The 23,448-nt window shown below is 42.2% G+C and carries 24 protein-coding genes; 18 read left to right on the top strand and 6 right to left on the bottom strand.

Annotated features, from left to right (window positions below; all coding sequences use genetic code 11):
* Positions 1–9: 9 nt before the first annotated feature.
* The 11 genes from ACO1R6_RS21365 to ACO1R6_RS21315 all read left to right on the top strand — a co-directional run bounded on the left by ACO1R6_RS21365 (position 10) and on the right by ACO1R6_RS21315 (position 10,435).
* Positions 10–2,124: a M48 family metalloprotease gene (locus ACO1R6_RS21365; RefSeq protein ID WP_486267147.1), complete on the top strand. Its 2,115-nt coding sequence runs from the start codon at positions 10–12 to the stop codon at positions 2,122–2,124.
* Between the two features lie 552 nt (positions 2,125–2,676).
* Positions 2,677–3,474, top strand: a complete 798-nt coding sequence (locus tag ACO1R6_RS21360) for a LiaF transmembrane domain-containing protein (protein ID WP_486267146.1) — start codon at positions 2,677–2,679, stop codon at positions 3,472–3,474.
* A gap of 152 nt (positions 3,475–3,626) precedes the next feature.
* Complete coding sequence (locus ACO1R6_RS21355; RefSeq protein WP_486267145.1) at positions 3,627–4,586, top strand: sensor histidine kinase; 960 nt, start codon at positions 3,627–3,629, stop codon at positions 4,584–4,586.
* Positions 4,583–5,323, top strand: a complete 741-nt coding sequence (locus ACO1R6_RS21350) for a LytR/AlgR family response regulator transcription factor (RefSeq protein ID WP_486267144.1) — start codon at positions 4,583–4,585, stop codon at positions 5,321–5,323. Before ACO1R6_RS21355 ends, ACO1R6_RS21350 begins: the two co-directional genes overlap by 4 nt.
* 96 nt (positions 5,324–5,419) lie before the next feature.
* Entirely contained in the window at positions 5,420–6,397 is a 978-nt protein-coding gene (locus ACO1R6_RS21345) for a Kelch repeat-containing protein (RefSeq protein ID WP_486267143.1), read from the top strand.
* A 43-nt stretch (positions 6,398–6,440) separates the two neighbouring features.
* A complete protein-coding gene (locus ACO1R6_RS21340; protein WP_486267142.1) occupies positions 6,441–6,785 on the top strand; it encodes a ribonuclease E inhibitor RraB in 345 nt (114 codons plus the stop codon).
* Positions 6,786–6,855: 70 nt separating this feature from the next.
* Positions 6,856–7,326: a DUF6756 family protein gene (locus ACO1R6_RS21335; protein WP_486267141.1), complete on the top strand. Its 471-nt coding sequence runs from the start codon at positions 6,856–6,858 to the stop codon at positions 7,324–7,326.
* Between the two features lie 70 nt (positions 7,327–7,396).
* The gene (locus tag ACO1R6_RS21330; RefSeq protein WP_486267140.1) at positions 7,397–8,023 is read left to right on the top strand and encodes a hypothetical protein; all 627 of its coding nucleotides are present in this window, start codon (positions 7,397–7,399) and stop codon (positions 8,021–8,023) included.
* Positions 8,024–8,543: 520 nt separating this feature from the next.
* The gene (locus tag ACO1R6_RS21325; RefSeq protein ID WP_486267139.1) at positions 8,544–9,482 is read left to right on the top strand and encodes a polysaccharide deacetylase family protein; all 939 of its coding nucleotides are present in this window, start codon (positions 8,544–8,546) and stop codon (positions 9,480–9,482) included.
* Positions 9,483–9,491: 9 nt separating this feature from the next.
* Positions 9,492–9,917 (top strand): PH domain-containing protein, encoded by a 426-nt coding sequence (locus ACO1R6_RS21320; protein ID WP_486267138.1) that lies wholly within the window; start codon positions 9,492–9,494, stop codon positions 9,915–9,917.
* 239 nt (positions 9,918–10,156) lie between these two features.
* Positions 10,157–10,435, top strand: coding sequence for a UBP-type zinc finger domain-containing protein (locus ACO1R6_RS21315; protein WP_486267137.1), 279 nt, complete (start codon positions 10,157–10,159; stop codon positions 10,433–10,435).
* Between the two features lie 218 nt (positions 10,436–10,653).
* Here ACO1R6_RS21315 and ACO1R6_RS21310 read toward each other — a convergent pair whose 3' ends face one another.
* From ACO1R6_RS21310 to ACO1R6_RS21295, 4 genes are all read right to left on the bottom strand, one after another.
* Entirely contained in the window at positions 10,654–12,435 is a 1,782-nt protein-coding gene (locus ACO1R6_RS21310) for a glycoside hydrolase family 15 protein (protein ID WP_486267136.1), read from the bottom strand.
* A gap of 464 nt (positions 12,436–12,899) precedes the next feature.
* Positions 12,900–13,145 carry a hypothetical protein gene (locus ACO1R6_RS21305; protein WP_486267135.1) on the bottom strand — a complete coding sequence of 82 codons (246 nt, stop codon included), beginning with the start codon at positions 13,143–13,145 and terminating at the stop codon, positions 12,900–12,902.
* 148 nt (positions 13,146–13,293) lie between these two features.
* Entirely contained in the window at positions 13,294–13,578 is a 285-nt protein-coding gene (locus ACO1R6_RS21300) for an Rdx family protein (protein WP_486267134.1), read from the bottom strand.
* Between the two features lie 54 nt (positions 13,579–13,632).
* Positions 13,633–14,331: a DKNYY domain-containing protein gene (locus ACO1R6_RS21295; protein ID WP_486267133.1), complete on the bottom strand. Its 699-nt coding sequence runs from the start codon at positions 14,329–14,331 to the stop codon at positions 13,633–13,635.
* A gap of 70 nt (positions 14,332–14,401) precedes the next feature.
* On the opposite strand from ACO1R6_RS21295, the gene ACO1R6_RS21290 reads away from it, so the two are divergent.
* Positions 14,402–14,947: a peroxiredoxin family protein gene (locus ACO1R6_RS21290; protein WP_486267132.1), complete on the top strand. Its 546-nt coding sequence runs from the start codon at positions 14,402–14,404 to the stop codon at positions 14,945–14,947.
* Positions 14,948–15,014: 67 nt separating this feature from the next.
* Positions 15,015–15,371, top strand: coding sequence for a TfoX/Sxy family protein (locus tag ACO1R6_RS21285; RefSeq protein ID WP_486267131.1), 357 nt, complete (start codon positions 15,015–15,017; stop codon positions 15,369–15,371).
* 546 nt (positions 15,372–15,917) lie between these two features.
* Here the strand turns inward: ACO1R6_RS21285 and ACO1R6_RS21280 are convergent.
* Positions 15,918–16,403 (bottom strand): GbsR/MarR family transcriptional regulator, encoded by a 486-nt coding sequence (locus tag ACO1R6_RS21280; RefSeq protein ID WP_486267130.1) that lies wholly within the window; start codon positions 16,401–16,403, stop codon positions 15,918–15,920.
* A 325-nt stretch (positions 16,404–16,728) separates the two neighbouring features.
* Here ACO1R6_RS21280 and ACO1R6_RS21275 point away from each other — a divergent pair, with 325 nt between their 5' ends.
* Positions 16,729–16,935, top strand: a complete 207-nt coding sequence (locus ACO1R6_RS21275) for a hypothetical protein (protein WP_486267129.1) — start codon at positions 16,729–16,731, stop codon at positions 16,933–16,935.
* Positions 16,936–17,230: 295 nt separating this feature from the next.
* On the opposite strand, the gene ACO1R6_RS21270 is transcribed toward ACO1R6_RS21275, so the two are convergent.
* The gene (locus tag ACO1R6_RS21270; RefSeq protein WP_486267128.1) at positions 17,231–17,461 is read right to left on the bottom strand and encodes a hypothetical protein; all 231 of its coding nucleotides are present in this window, start codon (positions 17,459–17,461) and stop codon (positions 17,231–17,233) included.
* 693 nt (positions 17,462–18,154) lie between these two features.
* Here ACO1R6_RS21270 and ACO1R6_RS21265 point away from each other — a divergent pair.
* From ACO1R6_RS21265 to ACO1R6_RS21250, 4 genes are all read left to right on the top strand, one after another.
* The gene (locus ACO1R6_RS21265; protein WP_486267127.1) at positions 18,155–18,646 is read left to right on the top strand and encodes a hypothetical protein; all 492 of its coding nucleotides are present in this window, start codon (positions 18,155–18,157) and stop codon (positions 18,644–18,646) included.
* 147 nt (positions 18,647–18,793) lie between these two features.
* Positions 18,794–19,165 (top strand): DMT family protein, encoded by a 372-nt coding sequence (locus ACO1R6_RS21260; RefSeq protein ID WP_486267126.1) that lies wholly within the window; start codon positions 18,794–18,796, stop codon positions 19,163–19,165.
* A gap of 44 nt (positions 19,166–19,209) precedes the next feature.
* Positions 19,210–20,202 carry an AAA family ATPase gene (locus tag ACO1R6_RS21255; RefSeq protein ID WP_486267125.1) on the top strand — a complete coding sequence of 331 codons (993 nt, stop codon included), beginning with the start codon at positions 19,210–19,212 and terminating at the stop codon, positions 20,200–20,202.
* A gap of 1,189 nt (positions 20,203–21,391) precedes the next feature.
* On the top strand, positions 21,392–23,448 hold a 2,057-nt coding region (locus tag ACO1R6_RS21250; protein WP_486267124.1), incomplete at its 3' end, for a nidogen-like domain-containing protein.

The raw sequence follows: 23,448 nt of genomic DNA, 5'->3' as shown, positions 1-23,448 counted from the left end.
TAAATAAAGATGCGCGATTTTATCTATCCGCCCATGCCCGCGGGCCTGAATGAAAAAGTTATTCAGCCTTCGGTTGCCTTTAAAAAAGAAGTGTTTAAAGTTACCGGGGCCATTATTTTTTTTCTGGTTACCTACCTGGTTTTGCTTACGGCGGCTGTGGCTTTGGCGGCGCTTTGTGCTTACGGTGGTTTTATGTTGGTAGTAGCTTTGCCTAAATTTTTTACTTTAATGATTGGGCTGGGATTAGGCGGATTAGGCCTGATGGTTATTTTCTTTTTACTTAAGTTTGTTTTTAAACGCAGCCAGAAAAATCAAGGCCATTTAACTGAAATTACCGAAGCCGAACAACCCGAACTGTTTTCTTTTATCCGGCGGATTACCCAGGAAACGCAGGCGCCCTTCCCTAAAAAAATATTCTTGTCCGAAGACGTAAATGCCTCGGTGTTTTATAATTCGAGTTTCTGGAGCATGTTTTTACCGGTAAAGAAAAACCTGCAAATTGGTTTAGGTCTGGTAAATACCCTAAATATAAGCGAGTTTAAAGCGGTACTGGCCCACGAGTTCGGGCATTTTTCGCAACGCAGCATGAAACTGGGTAGCTACGTATACAACGTAAACCAGGTAATTTACAACCTGTTGTACGACAACGATACTTATAACCAAACCCTCGAACGATGGGCCAATGCCAGTGGATATTTCTCAATATTTGCTAACCTCACCATTAAAATTATTCAGGGAATCCAGTGGGTGCTGCAAAAAGTTTATGCCCTGGTAAACCGCAGTTACCTGCGTTTGTCGCAGCAAATGGAGTTTCATGCCGATGCGGTAGCTGCTTACGTTACTGGCTCCGACCACCTGGTTACGGCTTTGCGCCGCGTAGAAGTAGCCGCCGTTTGCTATAATCATTTACTTAATTTATACGATAGCTGGCTGCCCGATAATTTAAAGCCCGCCAATGTTTACCGGCACCACCTGGTATTAATGCACCATTTTGCGGCCGATAACAATATTCCGGTGGCTTTTGGTTTGCCCCAGGTTACTGCCCAAAGTATGTCTTTTTTTAACCAGAGCCGCATTGTGGTAAAAAATCAGTGGGCATCGCACCCCAGCACCCAGGATCGCGAAGCCCATCTGCAGGCCATCAACTTAAAAACCGAAACCTTGCACGAACCTGCGTGGTCTTTGTTCCGGGATGCCGCTTTATGGCAAGAGCGTTTAACCCAAACCTTATTTGCCCAAGTAGAATTTGCCGAAAACCCGGTATTGCTCGACGACGAAAGTTTTAAAAACAAGCTGACCCAGGAAATTGACGATAATAGTTTTAACAAGATTTACAAAGGCTTTTACGATAACCGGCGCCTGACCGAATTTGTGCCTTTAACTGTAGCTACCGAAACCGACGAGCCTGTTGCCTTAACCCTGGAGGCGCTACTACCGGAAACCCAGGCCAGTTTACCCGCCCGCATTGCTGGGGTAAAAACCGATATTGCCGCCATTAACCGGATTGTAAACGGCGAGACCAGGGCCAAAACCTTTGATTTTGACGGACAAAAGTATGAACAAGCTGCTGCCGGCACGGTAGCCCAAACCCTGGCAAAGGAGTTAAACCAACTGGAGGCACAATTAGTAGCGTTAGATAAAGCAGTTTTCCGGTTTTTTTACCACAAAGCGCAGGAGCAGGGCAAAGGCCATGAAATTACGCAGGCTTACACCAAATTATTTGCCGTAATAAAAGAAACCGATACCGACCTGGCACGCTACAACAAAATTATAGAAGAGCTTAGTGTTATTTTTACCAACAGCCTGACTGTAGAACGGGTACACACCATTATCGAAGAAATTAAAATTTACGAAAAAGGCTTAAAAGAACGTTTAACCCAAATATTAGCGGCTCCGGCATACCAGCCTTTTTACAATGCCAGGCAAAAAGTTCAGCTCGAAAATTTCCTTGCCCAGGATATACTTTATTTCGACGGCACAGCCTTTAATAATCAGGCTTTGATTGATTTGAGCGAAGTCCTGAATATTTACGTAAGCGTTACTGCCGAGCGTTGTTTCCGGTTAAAGAAAGATGTACTGGAACAGCAACTTGCTTTTGTAAACACCAACGTGGCACTTCCTTAATGCAAACCGCGCCATTTATTTCCCCCGCTGTTTTTTAAAAATATACTTGTCCGGTTTGTCTGCACCAGCGAACGGAATAATCAGCTTAGGCCAGCCAACATGTACGTTTATGGCCTGTAGGCCCAATTGGGGGCTGCTTATAAATTGGTTATTTAATTTACTTTTATTCAATAATATTCGGGCTATATTTATAGATCTTATACCCGATTGGTTTATTAATCCCGTATGCAAAGGCCCCTGCCACAGAATATTTTTATGCCTGCGGCCGAAGATTTAATTTTCAGTTATATTTCGTTTAAGTTAGCTGCTAAATAATTATATCTTACCTGTTGCCGGGAGCGCTAAAGCTAAAATGCGTTATAAAGCTAAAGTTAACATTCGGGCCGGTGTCATTCACAGGTATAATTCCGCTGTTTACCGGAATAACCGGGTCTGCGGCCTAATGCCAATTGCCGCCTGTATGTTACCGGCGTAAATTTGAATAAAAAATTAAAATATATGCGTAACCCTTCGTCACCAAGCCGGAACAGTTCAGGAAAAGTATTGGCCGGTATGCTATTAGTTACAGTGGGTGCCGTGCTTTTACTGCACCGGCTAGATGTTTTTTTCTTCCCCAACTGGCTTTTTAGTTGGCCCATGATCTTAATCATGGTTGGCTTTTTTGTTGGGGCTAAACACCAGTTTCGCAACCCGGCCTGGTTTATCCTGGTAACCCTGGGGGTATTGTTTATGGCCCAGAAGTTTTATCCGTCGCTGCACGTAGGGCAGTTTATCTGGCCTGTTTTGTTTATTATTTTTGGCTTGTACATGATATTGGGCCGGAACCGCAGTCATAAGTTTAGCTGCGGGCGCCCGCGCCGCGATCCTTTCCCGAATAGTACGGAACAGGCGTTTCCCGAAAACCCTGCCGATCCCAACGCTCCGTTTACTGCCAATGCGCCTACTTATGATTACACCAAAAACGAATTTACCCAAAATCCTGTGCCGGGCTATAACCCCAATGCCAACTCCAGCGATTTTTTAAGTTCAACTTCGGTTTTTGGCGGTGTAAAAAAAAACATCATTTCTAAAAATTTTCAGGGCGGCGAAATCGTGACCTTTTTGGGCGGAGCCGAAATTAACCTGACGCAGGCCGATATACAGGGGCGGGTAGTGCTGGATGTAACCCAGGTAATGGGCGGCACCCGGATTATTGTACCCCCCCACTGGGATGTGGTATCGGAAGTGGCTGCTGTATTTGGCGGGGTAGAAGACAAACGCTTTCTGCAGGCGGGTACCATTAACCCCGATAAAGTTTTAATTATAAAAGGTACGTCTTTTATGGGCGGCATCGATATTAGAAGCTATTAATAAACCCGCGCTGCGTACTAACCGGTTTACAAATGGTTATTTAAATAAAGCTTTAATAAATAATAGCCTTGGTTCTTTCTCCTTTTACGGTTAACAGATTTCGCCTGCTGTTTATAGGGGGGTGGCTGATTTGGGCCGTTTTGCACACGGGTGTGCTTTACTGGTTTGGCCTTAGCACCGAAACGGCTACCCTTGATAGCCTGGTTAGCAATACGTTGCTGGCTACCGCTTGTTTGTTTATCAGTACCAATTTACAATATTACCGGCCCGGCCAGGCCCGCTTGCTGTATTTTGGCGTTTGGTGCCTGGCGCTTACCATGGCCTGGCTGCTGCTGCTGCAATGGTCTTTGCCGCTGGTAGTAGCCGGCGACGACGAGGCTTACCAGCAATTCCTGACCAAATCTTTGCCGGTGCGGTTTGGTATTGGCTTTTTAACCATTGGCTGGATGGTAATGCTTAGTGTGTTGTGGTACAGCCAGCAAGAGCAAAAACTTAGTTTACAACGCCAGTCCGATGCCGAAAAACTGGCCCGCGAAGCCGAGTTATTTAAACTACGGCAACAACTGCAACCGCATTTTTTGTTTAACAGCCTTAACTCGGTAAACGCCTTAATTGGCAGCCGGCCCCAGGAAGCCCGCCGCATGGTGCTCCAGCTTTCCGATTTTTTGCGGGGTACGCTAAAGCGCGAAGAACACCAGTGGGTAACTTTGGCCGAAGAACTCCAGCACCTGGCCTTGTATTTAGAAATTGAAAAAGTGCGGTTTGGCCACCGGCTTACCACCCAAATAGATGCCGAAGCAGAATGCGGCAGCATGCAATTACCACCCATGTTGCTGCAGCCCCTTGTAGAGAATGCCATAAAATTTGGCCTTTACGATACTACCGATGGCGTAACCATTAAAATTGGCGCGCGCTGCGAAACGGGCATGCTGGAAATAACCGTACAAAACCCGTTTGATGCCCAAACAGCCAATCCCCGGCGGGGCACGGGCTTTGGCCTAAGCGGTGTGCAGCGGCGTTTGTATCTCTTGTTTGCCCGCACCGATTTGTTGCAAACCCACGCCGATAAGACTATATTTACCACGCTCGTAAAAATTCCCCAACTGGTATGAAAGCCATTTTAATTGATGATGAACCCCTGGCCCGTTTGCTCGTGCGGGAATATTTAGCGGCTTTTCCGCAGATAGAAATTGTGCAGGAATGCAACGACGGCTTTGAAGGTTTAAAAGCCGTTACACAGCACCAGCCCGATTTAATATTTCTGGATGTGCAAATGCCCAAGATAAACGGTTTTGAAATGCTGGAACTCCTGGACCAGCCGCCGGCCGTTATTTTTACCACTGCTTTTGATGAGTTTGCCATTAAAGCCTTTGATGCCCACGCCGTAGATTACCTCCTGAAGCCTTTTAGCCAGGAACGGTTTAACAAAGCCGTAGAAAAGTGGCAGCAGCAAAAAGACCAGGCCGAAGCCGTAAAAAATACCCAGGCCTTGCTCCAAACGGTTACCGCCGCTCCGGATCGCCAGGACCGTATTGTGGTAAAAATTGGTACCAAGATCCGGATAATTCCGGAACCCGATATTTTGTACCTTGAAGCCGACGACGATTACATAAAAGTGCATACCCCCGACGGCGCTTTCCTGAAAAGCAAAACCATGAGCTTTTTCGAGAACAGCCTCGACCCTAAAAAATTTGCCCGCGTGCACCGTTCCTATATGCTGCAAATAAGCCAGATTACCCGCATCGAGCCTTACGAAAAAGACTCGCACGTAGCTATTTTAAAGAACGGTGCCAAAGTACCGGTAAGCCGCTCGGGCTACGCTAAATTAAAGCAGGTTTTAGGGTTGTAAAGGCGAGCACTGTCCGGTGCAATAGCGCTTATATTAACTTTTTATTTAAAGGAATTATTTTAGATTAAGTATTTAACCCTTTAGGGAGTTTAAAACATGAAGAAACGTTTTGTCTTTGCTGGTTTGCTTTTAAGTGTTTTGTTTTTCGGCTTTATTTTTAAAGATAACCTGCAATGGCGTAAAATTACCGGCACCAACGAACCGGTACCGCGCCACGAAAACGCTTTTGCCCAGGTTGGTGATAAATTGTTTCTGCTGGGCGGCCGCAATAAATTACACGTAGAAGCTTTTGACTTGAAAAAGCAAACCTGGGAGAAAATGGCTGATGCTCCGCTGGAAATGCACCACTTTCAGGCGGTTACTTTTAAAGACGAAATCTACGTGCTGGGAGCACTTACCGGCGGTTACCCGCACGAAAAGCCGATTCCGCGCATTTACATTTTTAACCCGCAGCAAAACAAGTGGCGGGCTGGCGCCGATATTCCGGTGGAACGGCAACGCGGTGCGGCCGGGGCCACCGTTTACAAAAATAAAATTTACCTGGTTTGCGGCATTACCGATGGGCACTACGACGGCCACGTAACCTGGTTTGATGAGTACGACCCTGCTACAAATAAATGGCGCCAATTACCCGCCGCACCCCGCGCCCGCGATCACGTATCGGTGGCGGTAGCCGAGGGAAAAATGGTGGTAGCCGGTGGCCGCTTGTCTACGGCCCGCATTGGCAAAGTGCTGGACCTGACCGTACCCGAAGTAGATATTTTTGATTTTAAGACCAATAGCTGGCGTACTTTACCGGCTGCCCAAAATATTCCTACCCAACGGGCGGGTAACTCGGCGGTGGCTTTAGGCAGCAAAATATTAATTATTGGCGGCGAAAGCCCGCAGAAGTTAGCCCATAACCAAACCGAAGCCTTTGATGTGCGCACCCAAACCTGGAGCACCTTGGCTCCTCTGCAAACCGGCCGGCACGGTACCGGCGCCGTGGTTTACAAAAATAAAGTATATACCGCCGCAGGCTCGGCTAACCAGGGCGGCGGCCCCGAACTAAATACCTTGGAAGTGCTGGAGTAATTCCGTTTATCTGCTAGTTATGCTTAATTCTAAAACATAAAACATGAACTCAGACTTGAACAACTTAATAGAAACCTTTAATAAAATGGATAAAGATGGTTGGGATACAAATTCACAACTTAAATGGAACTTCTATTTTGTGGATTCAGATAAAGAAAAGTTACAAAATGTCTTCTCAGAATTAGAGGAGAAAGATTATGTTTTAGAAGCTATTGATTTAGCAGAAGATAATGTATGGGTATTAAAAGCAAGTAAATTGGACACACTGACTCCAGAAAAACTCCATAGGAGAAATTTAGCATTTAATGAATTAGCAGAATATTGCGAGGTTGAAGTCTATGATGGATGGGATGTTGAGAAAATAGAAGATAAAAAAGCAAGAACTTAGCATAACAACGCCTAAAAAGCACTAAAGCACTTTTTAGCCACGGCCCGTTAGGCTTTATAGAAATCATGAAATGTTCTGGGAAGAAAAGATTGACTTATTAAAGAAGAAGTACTCATCCTCTGATTTCAGAGTGCCTTTTTCTGACTGGTCTGTAATCCTAAAGAACATTGAGAACAGATTTGTGCTAAAGGAAAACGACAGTTACTCCTTTTGTAATTGGGCTGACAGAATAAAAAACAAAGAGTTAGTTATAGAACCATCTCTTAACGGAGTGCAGGAGTTTATAGAAAAGCTCAACAAAAGCCAGAATTACTGGATAGTTCTTCCATTGGGGCAGGAGCCAACTTCAAAGCTCATGGTTTATGACTGTAAGCCTTTCGTGATTTCAGATTTAGCTACCCTGACTGGAACAGACTTCTTTGTAGTGGAGAAGAAGTATAATTGGGTTACTTATTTTAACCGCGATAGGAAAACAAATATGCTTTATATTTATAAATCGGGTAGCAAAGAAACACCTTTTGAAGAAGTAAAAACCACATAGCCTAACCCAAGCTAAATCACACCAAGGCGTGCTTTAGCCAAATCCGTTAGCACACATTTAAAGAATATCAATGAACATCTTTGACAAAGCTTACTTCCCTTTGGACCACTTCAGTTACGAAGTGTTTGTCAGATGCCCAAATTGTAGCGGAAAAGGAAGAGTAACTACTGCCAAGGAAAGATATTTTTATGAAAGAAGTAAATGCGCAAAGTTCAATTGCTTAGATTGTGGACACACATCCCCAAGTGAGGAAGAATGGTTTGGCTTCTATGTGGGTTATGTCGGATTCGACTATAAAGGAAGGGCTTGCGGGCATTGTGGCTCTGTCCTCCAAAAAGAATTCGGGAAAACCCAGGCCCCATACAAAACTGGATTTGCGAAATGCCCTGTGTGCAAGCAAGAAAGGGAATATGAAATAAATTGGTACAGGTATAGAGGAGAAACTCCGACGGACCCTTTCTTCGGTTTGGACCTGTTTTTCCAAAAAGAGGTCAAAAACGGACTTCTCTGGATTTACAACCTTGAGCACTTAATTTATTTAAAAGAATACATAAATTCAACAATTAGAAAAAGGGAAGCAGTAGGGCTTTCATCAATGGTAGCAAGGCTCCCCGCTTTTATAATAGCTTCAAAGAATAAAGACGCCATTACAAAGCAGCTAAATGCTTTTGAAAAAGAAATAAGAAAAACGTGTTAAAGGTTTAGGAGAAGCACTTGTAATATTAGGACTAATAGCTCTAATACCGGGAGTAATAACCTTAACAACATTTTTCAATAATGTTTCAACCCAAAGAAAGCTTTAAAAAAAGTAACCTGGGCTTTTGTTTATTACTTAGCTTTTATAGTTGTAGGTTGCCTTGCACTATTTCGTACTTTATTTGATGCAGAACTTATTTTTATATTTTATTTATTAATCCCCAATTTTATAATTCTAATTATTGCTCTGGTAGTTTATTTAACTTCAAATAAGAATGGAGTCCAAGAATTAAATGATATTGAGGATTTTAAGTAAATAAAAGAAAATCACTACTCCCAACCACACCTAAAAGCCACTACGCGCTTTCTAGCCGCGGCTCGTTTTTCTAACCATTGATTATTTTAACAAATTCCTAATCGAAATAATGGTAAGTCATCCTAAATAATATTTACTTTATAAAAGTGTTCCATCCGTTCATCACCTTGAAATTACTTTAACCACCCCGAATTTTTCAGAATTAATGACGCGTACTGTTTACTCCACCTGGCTTTACAAATCCTGCTTTTTATTTATTTCTTTTCTGATTTTTTTATCTTTTAGCTGTTCGGAGGCAGTGCGGCGGACCGAGAATAGGGAAGTAGTTCAAACAACGGCGAATACCGCTGATGCGGTAGAAAAGCCAGCAACGGAAAACGAAACGGCAACTCCGGAATTAGCAAATAACGGCGCAACAACCGCCGCTCCCGAAACCAAAATAGCCGATGCGGCTACCATTCTGGCCCGCAAGCAAGTACCTATTCTGTGCTACCACCAAATCCGGAACTGGACCAGCCGCGATTCTAAACGAGCCAAAGATTACATTGTGCCGGAAGATAATTTTCGGGCGCAAATGAAAATGCTCGCCGATAGCGGTTACCAAACCATTCTGCCGGATCAGCTTTATGCTTATTTAACCACGGGTGCGCCTTTGCCGCCCAAGCCTATTATGCTTACCTTCGATGATACCGACCTGGACCAGTACACCGTAGCGGCTCCCGAAATGCAGAAATATGGGTTTAAAGGTGTGTTTTTTATCATGACGGTATCGTTGGGGCGGCCACGTTATATGAGCAAAGCGCAGGTAAAAGAACTGGCTGATGCCGGCCATGTAATTGCCTCGCATACCTGGGACCACCAAAACGTAAAAAAACTAAAAGACAAAGATTGGGTAACCCAGATAGATAAACCCACCAAGCAGCTCGAAGCCATAACCGGCCAGCCGGTTAAATATTTTGCTTATCCGTTTGGGCTTTGGAGCCCGGAAGTTATACCGGAACTGAAAAAGCGGGGCTTTACGGCGGCTTTCCAACTTTCTACGAAACGAGACCCCAACGAGCCATTGTTTACGATTAGACGTATAATAGCTAGTGGTTACTGGAGTCCGCGCTCGTTGCGCAATAGCATTGTAAACAGTTTTTAAATTATTGGTATGGTTGCTGCCGTTGCCCAAACTATTTACCGATCTAAAGTTAGCCCGGGGTTAGTACTATTTATGGTAGTGGCTTTGGTGGTACCTTTGGGGTTTATGCTGGCGCAAGGCCTGTGGTTTGGTGTGGCAATTATGCTTTTAACGGCCGGCTTGCCTCTATCTATTTTTACGCGCACGTACTACGAAATAAAAGCAGATAAACTGCTGGTAACGTGCGGATTTTTATTTCACCAGGTGATACCCATAGCTCAAATACGCAGTATTCAGCCAACCAGCAATATTATTTCTTCACCGGCTTTGTCTTTAGACCGGCAGGAAATTAAATACGGCAAATTCGATTTTGTAATTATTTCTTTAAAAGACGAAGACAAAACCCGGTTTTACGCCCAACTAAAACAAATAAACCCCCAGATTATAATTAGTTAAAGTAATATCCGGATTAAAGTAGAAGGGCACTTCTGGAAATCTAATTTGATGCTTGGTAATTAGGGGCCTGAGGCTAGCGATAGTCATTGTTTAAGTACTTAAATGGTCTTATTTTAATAAAATAGGTATTTCGGTAAATAATCAACCTTTGTATTTTGGTTGTTCGTTTTAAAAGAATAAAGGCTAGATAAGAATGAACAACCTAAGATCGTATTTTAAATATCTGCGTACTAAAAAATATGGCCATTCGCGTTAAAACCTGTATTCATTTGCCGCAAGACCAGGAAATAAAAAAAGCAATCGTGCCCCAATGCGACGAATGCATAACCATGGGTGGCACCTGGGTACACTTGCGTACTTGCCAAACCTGCGGCAAAACCCATTGCTGCGATTCTTCGCCTAACATGCACGCCACCAAACACTACCAGCAAACGGGGCATCCGGTGGTCACTTCCGCTGAACCCCGCGAAGATTGGGCCTGGTGCTACCCCGATAATTTATTTATGCCGTTGTCCTGAAGAATTAGGTTGATACCTGAATATTCTGAGCAGGGAAAATTTAGCAGTATTACTTGGTTATTGTCGCCTTAAGCGGGTTTAGCATTTTTCCCGAATAAGTATTATCAGCGCTAATTTTTTAGCTTTTACCCAACTGCTTGCCGGTAAAAAAACGCAGCCAGGGCAAACCTTAATGGCACTTCCCCAAAGATAATTGGGCTGCTTACCAATACGGATGGCTACAAAAAGTTGGGCCGATCCAATTTTTTAGAAATCCGGTAAGCAGCATTTACCAAGCCCACGTGGCTATAAGCCTGCGGAAAATTGCCCCACTGGCTACCGGTTTTGGCGTCTACGTCTTCGCTGAGCAAGCCCAGGTGGTTGGTATACTGTAATATTCTTTCAAATTCCCGCATGGCTTCATCAATCCGGCCCACACAAGCCAGCGCCTCTATGTACCAGAAAGAACAAATCAGGAAAGTGGTTTCCGGGGTACCAAAATCATCGGCGTGGCGATACCGGTAAAAGAGGCCTTCGGGGGTTTTAAGTTCTTTTTCCAGGTTGCGCAGGTGACTGCGGGCCAGTTCTGAGTTAGGATCTAAATAACCCATCATAATAAGTTGCATGGTACTGGCATCCAGATGCGGCGAACCTACGGCATTGGTATAAACACCGCGTTCGCGGTCTAAACACTCTTCTATGCGGCCGGCGGCCTCCTGGCGTAGCCGGTTACCCAAACTAATCAGCGTGTCGTCTTTAATATATTGGCCAATTTTAGAGGCGGCGTTGGCGCCTGCCCAATGAAATAAAAACGTATAACAGTGTAGTTGTTTCAGGTTCCGGAATTCCCACAGGCCGGCATCGGGCTCATGCAGGTATTTTTCCAGTTTGTGCAGAGTATGGTAAATCAGTTTTTCTGAATCGGCCCGGCCGGCATCAATAAATCGGCGGTCTACATACAAGGGTAGCAAAGCCACGAGTACCTGGCCGTACACATCGTTCTGAATATGGGTATAGGCATCGTTGCCAATCCGGACCGGCTGGTTACCCAAATAACCTTCCAGATCCAGTTCCTGTTCAATTAATTTGCTGGCGCCGTTAATGGCATAAAGCGGCTGAAACCGGTCCTGGGCCTGTACCGATACATTGGCGATGTAATGGAAATAGCGCTCCATTTCTTCGAAATGCCCAATATTGTTAAAGGCCGTTAAAATGTAATAACTGTCGCGCATCCAGCAGAAACGGTAATCCCAGTTGCGGGTACTGTGCGGGGCTTCGGGTAAACTGGTAGTGCTGGCAGCAATTATAGCGCCGGTATCTTCGTACTGGTGAATTTTTAAGGCCAAAGCCGACCGGATAACCTGGGATTGGTAATAATTGCTGATGCTGGTGCTTTTTACCCATTTGCGCCAATAATCTAAGGTTTTTACCAGAAACTCTTCGGCGGTGGTTACCAGGGGTGCTTCCATGGGCTCGCCAAAAGTAAGCACCAGGTATTTGGTTTCGTTTAATACAAAAGGTTGTTCATCTATAATATACGTAAGCGACACATTGGTCGTAAGGCGTACTTGCTCTTCTAAACCCAGGTACCCAATGTGGTTGCTGCCTCTAACCTGGTCGGGGCGAATACTGCCGTACCCGCCCACTGGATTACACGTAACCTTTATGTGCGGTGTACCCGAGAGCGGCTCTATTTTGCGAATGAGCATTAGCGGTTTAAAGTAGCGTTGGTGTTGCTGAAAGCGGGGCGCAAAATCAGTAACGCGGTACCGCCCGTGAATGCTCTCAATCTCGGTGCATAACACATTGGTGTTTTCGATATAATACTGGTTGCAGCGAAAATTAGGCTCCGAAGGTCGCACCGAAAATTCACCGCCTTTTTGCCGGTCGAGGAGCTTGCCAAAAATAAAACTTGAGTCGAAACGCGGCCAGCACATCCAGGAAATATTGGTGTCTCGGCCAATTAAAGCCAGGTAAGCACAATTGCCAATCAGGCCAAAATCATAGGTATGTTTACTCATGGGCAAGCAGTAGATTAAAGTTTTTTCGGTTGTAAACAGCAATAATTGCCATAAAAGCAGCCGGCAGTTTGCTGCCTTTGTACCTTAAATTCCGGTGCTTAGTTACCCCACAATTACCTTAAACCAAACAGAATAAGCAGTAAAGTGCACATATTGAGGTGTTTGTGGGTTTAAAGAAATTAGGGTAAAAGCAGTTGTAAGCGAATATTTAACCGAAGTAACCCGGCTTAGAAAAGGAAAATAGCCGGCAAAATAAAAATAGAAAAGAAGCAGGTTTTTAATCGAAGATTAATTTAGCGCCACCCAAAAAAATAAATAGCCAGATTAGTCCTTTTATCAGAAAGAAAAGGAACCCGGCTACGCCTAGCTTTTTCAGGTAAGTTTTAAATTTAGACATCGGTAGTAAAACGGATTGCTAATTTAAATATTTTATTCTAAGTAGTAAACTCCGGTTAAGGCAAAGCTTAAGCGCGAGCAGCAGCAATAGCAGCCAGCAATTGTTCGTCAGAAAGGTTATCGACCCAATCGCGTTTAAGTTGCAGCCGCACGGTTTGGGCCCCGCCGCTGGGCGTACAAACTACCGGTACTTCCCCGTTTTCTGTTTCTAGCCGGTCGGCGGCTATTTTGGCGGCTTCTTTTTTCAGGCCGCTTAAAGCCTGTACACAAACCCAATTGGTATTTTCCTGGTCGGTAACTTCGCGTAATTCCATAAATAAATTTAAAGGCGGTTTTATTACCAGAATAACCATTCCGGCAACATAAGGTTTGGGATAAAACGCACCGGCCTTTTAAAAGTTAGGTTATACTGGCTAATTTACCAGCGTTGCGCTAAGTTTAACCAGTACTAGTTTGGGTAGCTTAACCAGGTTGCTGGCGGTCGCTGTGGCCCAGTGGTTTTTCGGGAGCAATGCGGTCGCGGATAAGTTGTTTTAGTTCTTTTGATTCGGGAAAGCGGCCGGCTGCTTTGCGGGAATAAATCAGTTCGCCGTTTAGCCGTACATCAAAAACGCCGCCGGTACCGGGTACCAAAGCTACCTCGCCCATTTCGGTTTCGAAAGTGGTTAATATTTCCTGGGCCATCCAGGCGGCCCGTAAAAGCCAGCGGCATTGGGTACAATAATTTATTTCGAGGCGCGGGTGCATGGTATTAATTTTATGTAAATAGCGGCAAAGCTAAGATGTTAGTCCTGGTAGTATTTATCTCTTTTCAACTTTCTGTATTGAATCAGGTGGAATAAATTTCCATTCATTGGTTTTATCCCCGATTATGTTTTCTTGAATATATTCTTTATCAATATTTCTAGAATCGTATTTGTCATAATAAAATGTGTTCGGGTCTGCTCCTGTAAATATTTTCTTGTGCTTATAAACACTCTTTTTATCTGTGGCAAAGAAAAAGAATTGAGGACCATTAATAACCTTAAAGGTTGCTCCGTCTGCTTCATCTATTAATTCTCCTCGGAAGTATACATTCTGTCCGTCTGTTGCGTATTCTTTTCCTAAATAGCTAAAAGAGCTGGGGTTCGCATTTTTAACAATTATTTTTACATAATGGCAAACTCCATAAGCAGAATAGTCTGTACAAATAACTTCTAAAGGGTAATAAACGTGATTTTTATCTTTTGCATACTGTGTTCCTGCTAGTACTGAAAAGGTATCAATATCGATTCCTTTAAGAGGTTTTAAATTACAAGCTGTTTCTCCTCCAAATATTGAGTCTCCCATTCTAGTGTAACCGTCAACTCTTTCTTTATCTTTTAAGTTTATCCAACCCATGTTCTTCAATTTGTATTCTTCGGTTTTGTTAACTGTACCAGTTTGTTGATAACATTTATTGCGTTCACTACAATCCGAGAAGAAAATACAAATAATAAAAATGCCGATAAATTGCTTCATTTTCTTCTTTGTATTAGCGTTAATTATAAAATAAAAACAGATAAAAGTTGAAAACTAATAAATTTAGGGCATGAGAAAATGCATATTTTTAATTCAGGTATTTTTATGGGTGGCTACCAGCAGTTGTACTAACCGCCAAAACAACTTGCCCGAAAATAATGAACCAATAACCAAGAGCAGCTCGCCTACTAAAAATAATCAGTCTATTGCCAGTGCGCCCGCTACTGATTTACCAAATTTGCCTTTAATTAAACCAGACGGTACTCAACTAATGGCCAACAGCCTGACCGGTAAAACCATCTTGTTCTTTTTTCAGCCCGATTGCGACCATTGCCAGCGCGAAACAGTACAGATCCGGGAAAATCTACCAGCTTTTCGGGAGTACCAGGTTTATTTTATTACCAATTACCCGCCGGCGCAACTAACTAAATTTGCACAGGAATACAAGCTGGCGTTTGAACCAAATTTTGTATTTGCCCAAGCTTCTATAAATGATATCTTAAATACGGTAGGCCCCATGGAGTCGCCGAGTATGTTTATTTATTCTGCAGAAGGTCGTTTGGTAAAAGCTTTTAAAGGCGAAACACCTATTCAGCAAATATTACCGGCTTTGTAATGAATGTGCCCTTCTTGCACCCCTTACTTTTAATCTTTTTTGGCAATAACTTAAAGTACTATTTTGTATGGCGCACGACACCAACCTGGCAGACCAAATTAGGGAATATCTGGTAAAATTTCCGGAGCTAAAGGTCGAAGAAAAGTTAATGTTTGGGGGGCTTACGTTTATGGTAAACGACAAAATGTGTGTTTGCGTAAGCGGCGAGGACCTGATGTGCCGTTTTGATCCGGGTTTGCAAACAGAATTTGCCGAAAAGAACGGTTACCAGCCCATGATTATGAATGAAAAAGACTACAAAGGCTTCTGTTATATAAACCCAACCGGATTTAAGTCGGGAGAAGCGTTTGCCTACTGGATGGATTTGTGTTTAGATTATAACAAAAAAGCAAAAGCGTCAAAAAAGAACAAATTGAAGGCTTAACATACATCTTAAATCATCTTCCTCACGGCCTGTTCCCTCGCAGAAGATTAGTATACTTTCGTTTGCTATAGACCATCTTTCTATTTGTGCGGGCACAAACCAAGGAGCAGGCTTTTTCGAAACGAGTGAAAATTGGGGAGGTTATTTAAAAACAGGCTCGAAATCTTATTATGAAAGAAAAGAAAAACTAAAGAATGGGATATTAGATTTCAGTAGTGTTATAATGGATTTGGGGAAAAAACAAGATATATTAAGAGAGATGAATGGCTTATAAATAGAACAGGTGAAATAGAACAGGTGAAAAATTAAAATTTATATATTCTATCTGGTCTGATGATTTTATGGAGTTCCTCATGGCGAGAAGGACATCTTCATTTTTTATGATAATCTTAAAAAGAAAGTATACTATTAATTAAAGGTACTTAAAAGAAGCTTTGGCTAAGCATACCTAACAAGTGCTTTTAGGCATGGTTACTTATTTATAAAAAAAAGCTTCCGGCTTAATTACCAGGAGCTTTTTTGTTTGTAGAAATATCTTGTTTAAAATTAATGGCCGTTGGTTTTTTCTTTTTGTGCTTCCCATTGGGCAAATATTTGCGGCAAATGATCGCGTATATAATCTATAAAACCAATAAGCTCGTTTAGCTTTAGATTAAACTCTTTTGTTTGAGCCGGCCGCTGCTGCAGTACTTCTTTTAATATAGCACTATGCGCATTCATGCCGTGCAGTACACCTTTTAAGCTGTCTTGTAATTCCCGTAACCGGCTCCGGAAATAGCGTTTCCGATCGCCGTGTATGGTTATGTACTCTACTTTTTCAGAATTAAGTAGCATATTAAGGGCGTTGCTGGTAGCGCTTTTACTTAATTGCAGGGCTTCTCTAATCTCATCAAAGGTAAGTTCGTTTTTATCGGCTACTAATAAAAGTGCCAATAAACGGGCCGAAGCAGGTGGTAGGCCAGTACGCTCATACAGCACACCCAACCTTTCTATCAATTCTTCTTGCTGGTGCGTTAAAGTTGTGTTTGTCATTGGTACAATTTTGTAATAAAACGCTGCTGAATACAAATAAGTTCTTTTGGTTCTGCCAAGCAAGAACTTAGATTTTTATTAAAAGCATTCTGAATAGAAAGACTAAAAATAAGATAACCAGGCTGGCCAGCTAATATAAGGACTTATTTAAGCCAGTAATATTTACGGAGATTATATTTATCCTTTATACTTAGTCTGGCTGATAAGTACGCAGCACTAGTGCGGTAACATTACTCATTTTTACCGGTAAGATACTTAAATGCACCAATTCGGGAGAGGAAAACTAACTTTAATTAGTTTCTTTAAAAAGAATTAAAGCGTACGTATGATAACATTAGAAGAAACCTCCGCCGAAAATAAACCTGGTAAATTGCCCCTGCATATTCCCAATTTTGATAAGCTTGACCTGGATGAGTGCGCAAGTATTTTAAAAAGAGTAGAAATTCTGGAAAGCAAAGGCGTTGATAAGCAAGTACTGGAAACCTGTATTGCCCGGATAGATAACCAGCTAAATTATACTTTGTATTTTTAGAATAATACTTAGAAGTTGTTTAGCATTTTATAAATAAAATCGCGCCCTCGCGGCAGAGGCACCAGAGAGTAGCTCAGCAGGAGCATTAGCATGGGCAGCCATAACACTTCCCATGCCGCCAGATGCTAATAGAAACAGAAGAGCGAAGCAGTTTCTTAAACTTCCTGACCTGAATAGCAAATAATTTTAAAACCAGTTTTAAAAAAATCAGGTATCTGAGGTATATTTATTCGGGCCATGTACATTAGCTGGTGCAGTCGCATATATTATCAGCAAATATTGGTAATAAAGTTATTTATTCGCGCTTGCGGTTTAGGCGCATAACCACCAGAATGGCTACAACCGACAGAATAGCGTAGCTGATAAAAGATTTCACCGAGAAAGTAGCGCCGGGTTGTAAAGGAAAATCTGGTCCTTGCAAAAAAAAGCCTCCAAATATTCCCACAATGCCGGCCACGGTGTAGTGACTAGCTTTAAAGCCGAGCTTTTTATTTTTCTGCGGTTTATTACGTATATCCCCCTCCATCTATACTTTATTTATATATTTTAATAAACTAATATTATAACAGCAAGAACTAAACCAAAGCCACTAGAACTGGAGGATATTTTCTGAGTTGTAGAAATATTTTACGCTTTACTAAATAACTAAAGTTGTTGCATAACCCATAGACTTGTATTGCACAAATAAAAAATGGGTAACTTATAAAGCTGAAAAATAATACGTTAGCTCCGGTATAAACTTACTAATCTAAATATTAAAGTAATATTATTTATTTATTAAATTTATATGGGGTGTAAAGCAGCTTAAATTTTAGGTAATGCAGATAAGGGTTTTAAAATCACAAGGTTAATAAATGCGCTAGCCATAATGAGCAAGAGAATCAGCCTGATTTTAATCGGCAGAAAACAGTTGTGGCTTGATATTTAAGATTACCCATCAGGGCGGCATTAGCAAGACCAAGTAATATTTAGAGTTAATTTGCCCGGTATAATACCACTTAATTAAGTAGTAAAACCAAATTTTATAAGGGAAAGTAGTTGTGGCAGCAGCGGTAAATAGAGCTGGTTACGGATAAAGTAAACGGGTAATTTCCGGTTTTCGGAAAAAATGCGAAAAAAAGTCCGAATTATAGAAATTATATTTTTCTAAGTTGGGTTAAAAGTGCTAATATTGTATTTTAATCCGAAGTGTAATCTTGGGGCTTTAAAAATGAGTAGCATGCGTATAATTTTATTTTTATCTTTTCTTTTATGTTCCTTGCCCTCCGTGGCACAAAGTTTTAACCTGGACCAACTTTTAAGTTTAACCAAACGCGATTCGGCGGCAGTGAGTAGTTATATTGCCGAAAAAAGCTGGGTGCTGAACGAAGCCAAAATGCCAACCGGCAACCAGGCCGGCCGGCTGGTTTACAAGCACTCGCCCTTGGAGCAATCTAATAGTTTTGCTCAGTTCTGGCTTGTGTATTATTATAAAGATAACAAGTGTTTGGCTTTGTCTTACTCTACACTGGATGTTAAAACTTACGAGGGTTTAAAACGGCAAGTGGCCAGTAAAAATATGCGCCGGCTAAGTGCCAGCAATTCTAAAGAGGGAAGTCAGACCAAATATAAATGGGGTAACTATACCGTAACCTTAGAACTGAAAAAGAAAAACGTAGACCAGGAAAACAAGCCTATTCAAAGTTACGAGATTACCATAGATACTATTTAATTAACGGCTGCGTGGTTTAGGCCAGTAAAAGCACCAAACTTGTATTTAGCATAGGAGTTTAATCCGGAGGTTAAATTATTCTGTTCTTATTTTATAAATTTACCTGCCAAAAGATAGAATCAGGTTCTGGTTAAGCTGGCTTGTAACATGAAAGGATTTTTAACCATTGTTTTGCTTATACTTTCAAACGTATTTATGACGTTTGCCTGGTACGGTCATTTACAATTTAAAAAGCTGGGGTGGCTGCAACATACCGGCATTTTTGTTATTATTTTAATAAGCTGGGGTTTGGCTTTTTTTGAGTATGTTTTTCAGGTACCAGCCAATAAAATTGGGTTTAACGGCAACGGCGGACCTTATTCTTTGTTCGAGCTGAAAACGATTCAGGAAGCCATATCGCTGGTGGTGTTTACCCTGGTTACGGTTTTGGTGTTTAAAACCGATAAACTGGCCTGGAACCATTTGGTAGGCTTTGGCTTAATTGTGCTGGCGGTGTTTTTTATTTTTAAAAAGTGGTAAGCCCAGGTCATAAGCTTTTGGCTTAACCAGGCAATAATTCAGGCATGGAAACAGAAGAAATATCGTACCAGGAACGCATTCGCGAACATCAGCTTAAAATAAAGCAAGTGTTTGATGAAGTAGGTAAAGTAATTGTAGGCCAGCAATACATGGTAAACCGCCTGCTTATTGGGTTATTTACCAATGGCCATATTTTGCTCGAAGGCGTGCCGGGTTTGGCCAAAACGCTTACCATTAATACCCTGTCTAAGGTGCTGCACCTCGATTTTCAGCGCATTCAGTTCACGCCCGATTTATTGCCCTCCGACCTGATTGGCACCATGATTTACAACCAGAACTCCTCAGCGTTTGAAGTAAAAAAAGGGCCTATTTTTGCGAATTTGCTATTGGCCGATGAGGTAAACCGTTCGCCGGCCAAAGTGCAATCGGCTTTGCTGGAGGCTATGCAGGAGAAGCAGGTAACTATTGGCGAAACCACATTTAAGCTCGATTTGCCGTTTTTAGTATTAGCTACCCAAAACCCCGTAGAGCAGGAGGGAACCTATCCGTTGCCCGAAGCCCAGGTAGACCGCTTTATGATGAAGGTATTTGTAAATTACCTGAGCAAAGCCGACGAGCTGGAAGTAATGCGCCGCATGGCCAATATGTCGTTTAGCAGCGAGGTAAATACCATACTGACCAAAGCCGATATTTTTGCTATCCGCCACGAAATAAACCAGGTACAGATTTCGGAAACCCTGGAACGTTATATAATAGAGTTGGTGTTTGCGACCCGCCGGCCCGCCGATTACGATTTGGCCGAATTTGCCGAGTACATTCAGTTTGGCGTATCGCCGCGGGCCAGTATTGCTTTAAACCTGGCGGCCAAAGCCGTAGCCTTTTTCGATGAGCGCGATTACGTATTGCCCGAAGATATTAAAGACGTAGCCGCCGACGTACTTAACCACCGTATTATTTTAAACTACGAAGCCGAAGCCGAAGATATTAAAACGAAAGACTTTATTGAAGCCATTTTACGGAAAGTGCCGATAAGTTAAGCGTAGATATTGCTCTATTGGTTGTTTGCCTACTAAGAGCTTCTTGTCAAATAGCTACACAATTGAAACTTATAAAATTTAGGGTTCAACCATGGTGGTAAATATAGTTTAGGTGATTGATTTGGCAATTGTCTAAGCTTAGCAAAATATGCCAAATAGTAAATATAGGTTTGTCTGGCTGTCCAACAAATGGTTGTTCCCATCAGTCCTTCTGTAGAATTTCAAGAATTTTAAAAGAAGCTTCTGCATAGGTTTGTAACATGTTATTAACCAGCTCTGATATTTGGCGATAATGCCCTCCATGCAGAAGATTTCTCCGGATTAACGAGTAGAGTGTGAATAATTTATAGTATTAGCTTGGCAGCGCTTTACTACTAACTGGTATCATATAACTAAAATGATCCTCTACAGAAATTATCCTTATTTAACTATTTTAGCTATAGTTTAAAATAGTTATATCTTATAATAAAAATATTATAAAAATTAAATGTCTTTTTGAATATAATCAATATATATTTGATAAATACTCAATTTTAGGTATTGCTACTTATAATTTGCTTTTATTACTTGTGTTTGTTCCTGAATCAAAGTATTAAAGCAAAAAATAATATTTGAATAATTTAAAAGTACCCGAATAGGCAAACTATCATACTGTGTTTGCTACAGGGGTAAGATTTGCTAATATACACTAAAGCACCAATTTATTTAAGCTTTTAGAGTTCAGAGATAGGTATCAATACTTATTAAAATAGGCTGGGAATGCAAATAATATTATCTGATGGCTACTCATCCAACGTATTTGTGCGATACATTTTTTTAATTCTTCTTGAATCAAATTAGCTATAAGGCCTATGTGCTCTAACTATTTTGGTTAATTAGTTAAAGGCCTGTAGTTAACTACTTTATTTAATATTCTTGCTCCCCCCCCCCGTTTAATTTCCATTAACATTCATAACAAAATCAACTTATTGAAATTTAATTATATGGTATGAAAGCTTACTTAAAGATCTTTTTATTTATTTTTTTGTTAACACAGTTTCCTGATAGCTTAAAAGCGCAAACTGTTACCGATCCGGCCAATTCAGATCCGAGCTATACCCAAAGAAAAGAGCTAGCTAGTCGGAGTTATGGGACTGTTAACCAAACTGCGGCGAATTCAGCAGGAGCAAGGGTTCTATCCAACACTGTTGTGCCTTTGGCCTATAATGCGGCTTTGGAAGATGGAAACTGTTTTATTCCTCGCGATAATAGCTACACGGCTGTTCCCCGAAACGATGATGGTTCTTTTGGACCAATAGCGTTGCCGTTTAATTATAATTTGTATGGTACTAATTACACGCAGTTTTGGATTAATACCAATGGTAATTTAACCTTTACAGCTCCGCTAGGTACCTATAATGCGAGTGGGTTCCCGATTAATATTCCTATGGTAGCCGCTTTTTGGGCAGATGTAGATACAAGAAATACTGCTGGCGGGGCTATTTATTATAAGGTCTCTGGCTCAAACGTTATTGTTACCTGGGATGGTGTAGGTTACTTTAGTAACATGGTTGATAAGCGTAATACTTTCCAGATTGTAATTACCAATGGCTTAGACCCCATTATTGGAGCTGGAAATAATACGGCTTTCTTTTATAAAGATATGCAATGGACCACCGGGAGTGCTTCTGGTGGTATAAATGGTTTTGGCGGAACACCAGCTACAGTAGGAATAAACAAGGGGAACAATATTAACTACGTTCAGGTAGGCCGGTTTAATTTAAATAATTCAGCTTACGACGGACCCGGTGGCAACAATGATGGCATTAATTATTTAGATAATAAATGCTTTAACTTTAACGTGGGCAATACCGGTACTGTAGTTAATATTCCGCCTAGTGTAAGTGGCCTGCCCCCTGCTAACACCATTACGGTTAATGTAGGAGATACCGCAAATGTAGCACTCCAGTTTATTGGGCCAGAAGTTGGTCAGGTAGTAACAACCCAGGTAGATACCAGAGGCTTATGTAGTGTAACTAATACGGTAACCAATGGTGTCGTATCCACGGTAAACTTGCGGATAACCGGTGCTGCCTGCAACGTTGGTACCCATACCATTACTTTGAAAGCTACAGATAATGGTTCTCCAAGCCAAACAACTACTGTTAATCTTACTCTAAATGTCTCCAAACAAAACCAGACCATAACCTTTACCCAGCCACCGGCCAGAACTTTTGGTGATCCCCCATTTAGTTTAAATGCCACTGCCACTTCTGGTTTGCCGTTAACCTTTAGCGTTGTATCTGGTCCGGCTACCCTTTCGGGCAATATGCTTACCCTCACGGGAGTGGGTTTAGTTACAGTGCAGGCTATGCAGGCCGGTAATGATGTGTATAATCCGGCACCGGCAGTTCAACGGTCTTTCTTGGTTAATTCTCCTCTCAGGACACAGACTATCACTTTCCCAGATATACCTGGACCGGTTTTTATAAACAGCTCCATTCTCTTACGGGCTATCGCCAGTTCCGGGCTGCGGGTTTTCTACCAGGTAGTATCCGGTCCGGCTGTCGTGGCGGGTAGTGCGCTTCTTGTTACCGGAGCAGGGAGAATTGTAGTCAGAGCTACACAGCCCGGCACTGATTCCACGCAGCCCGGCGTTGAATATGCCCCCGCTGAGCCAGTTGAGATAAGCTTTATAGCAGAGAAAGCCCCACTGTATATTATGTTTACACCCATTCCGGATAAAATCCAGGGAGACGCTCCGTTTACAATCGAAGCCATTGTTGGTTCCCCAGCCGGTATTAATTACCCTTTACCAGTTACCTACAGCATTGTTTCGGGGCCGGCTACTATATCTGGTAATATGGTTACTTTAACTGGAGTGGGAGCGGTAAAAGTAAGAGCTACCCAAGCTGGCGATGCTAATTATAACTCAGCCACTGCTGAAATAACATTCATGGTAAATGGTGATAATCCAAATCCGGGTGGTGGCTGTACCTTAGCTTTAACGACGAAAGTTACGCAAGCGGAACCCTGGTACGGCATGTGGGGTGTTATAGCCGGAGCAGGGGCCATTGATTTAACCGTGATGGGTGGCACGGCTCCTTACACCTACCGCTGGAATGCCGGCTTAAGTATGCAGGATATTCCGGCAGCTTCGCCCGGTTTGTATACGGTAATGGTAACTGATCCAAACGGCTGTACCGGCATGACCAGTCTATACGTGGGTATTAAAAACGACTTTCTACGGGTATTATCTGCCCATAG

This window comes from Adhaeribacter sp. (genome assembly GCF_057359045.1).
This window is presented reverse-complemented; position numbering and strand designations above follow the sequence as displayed.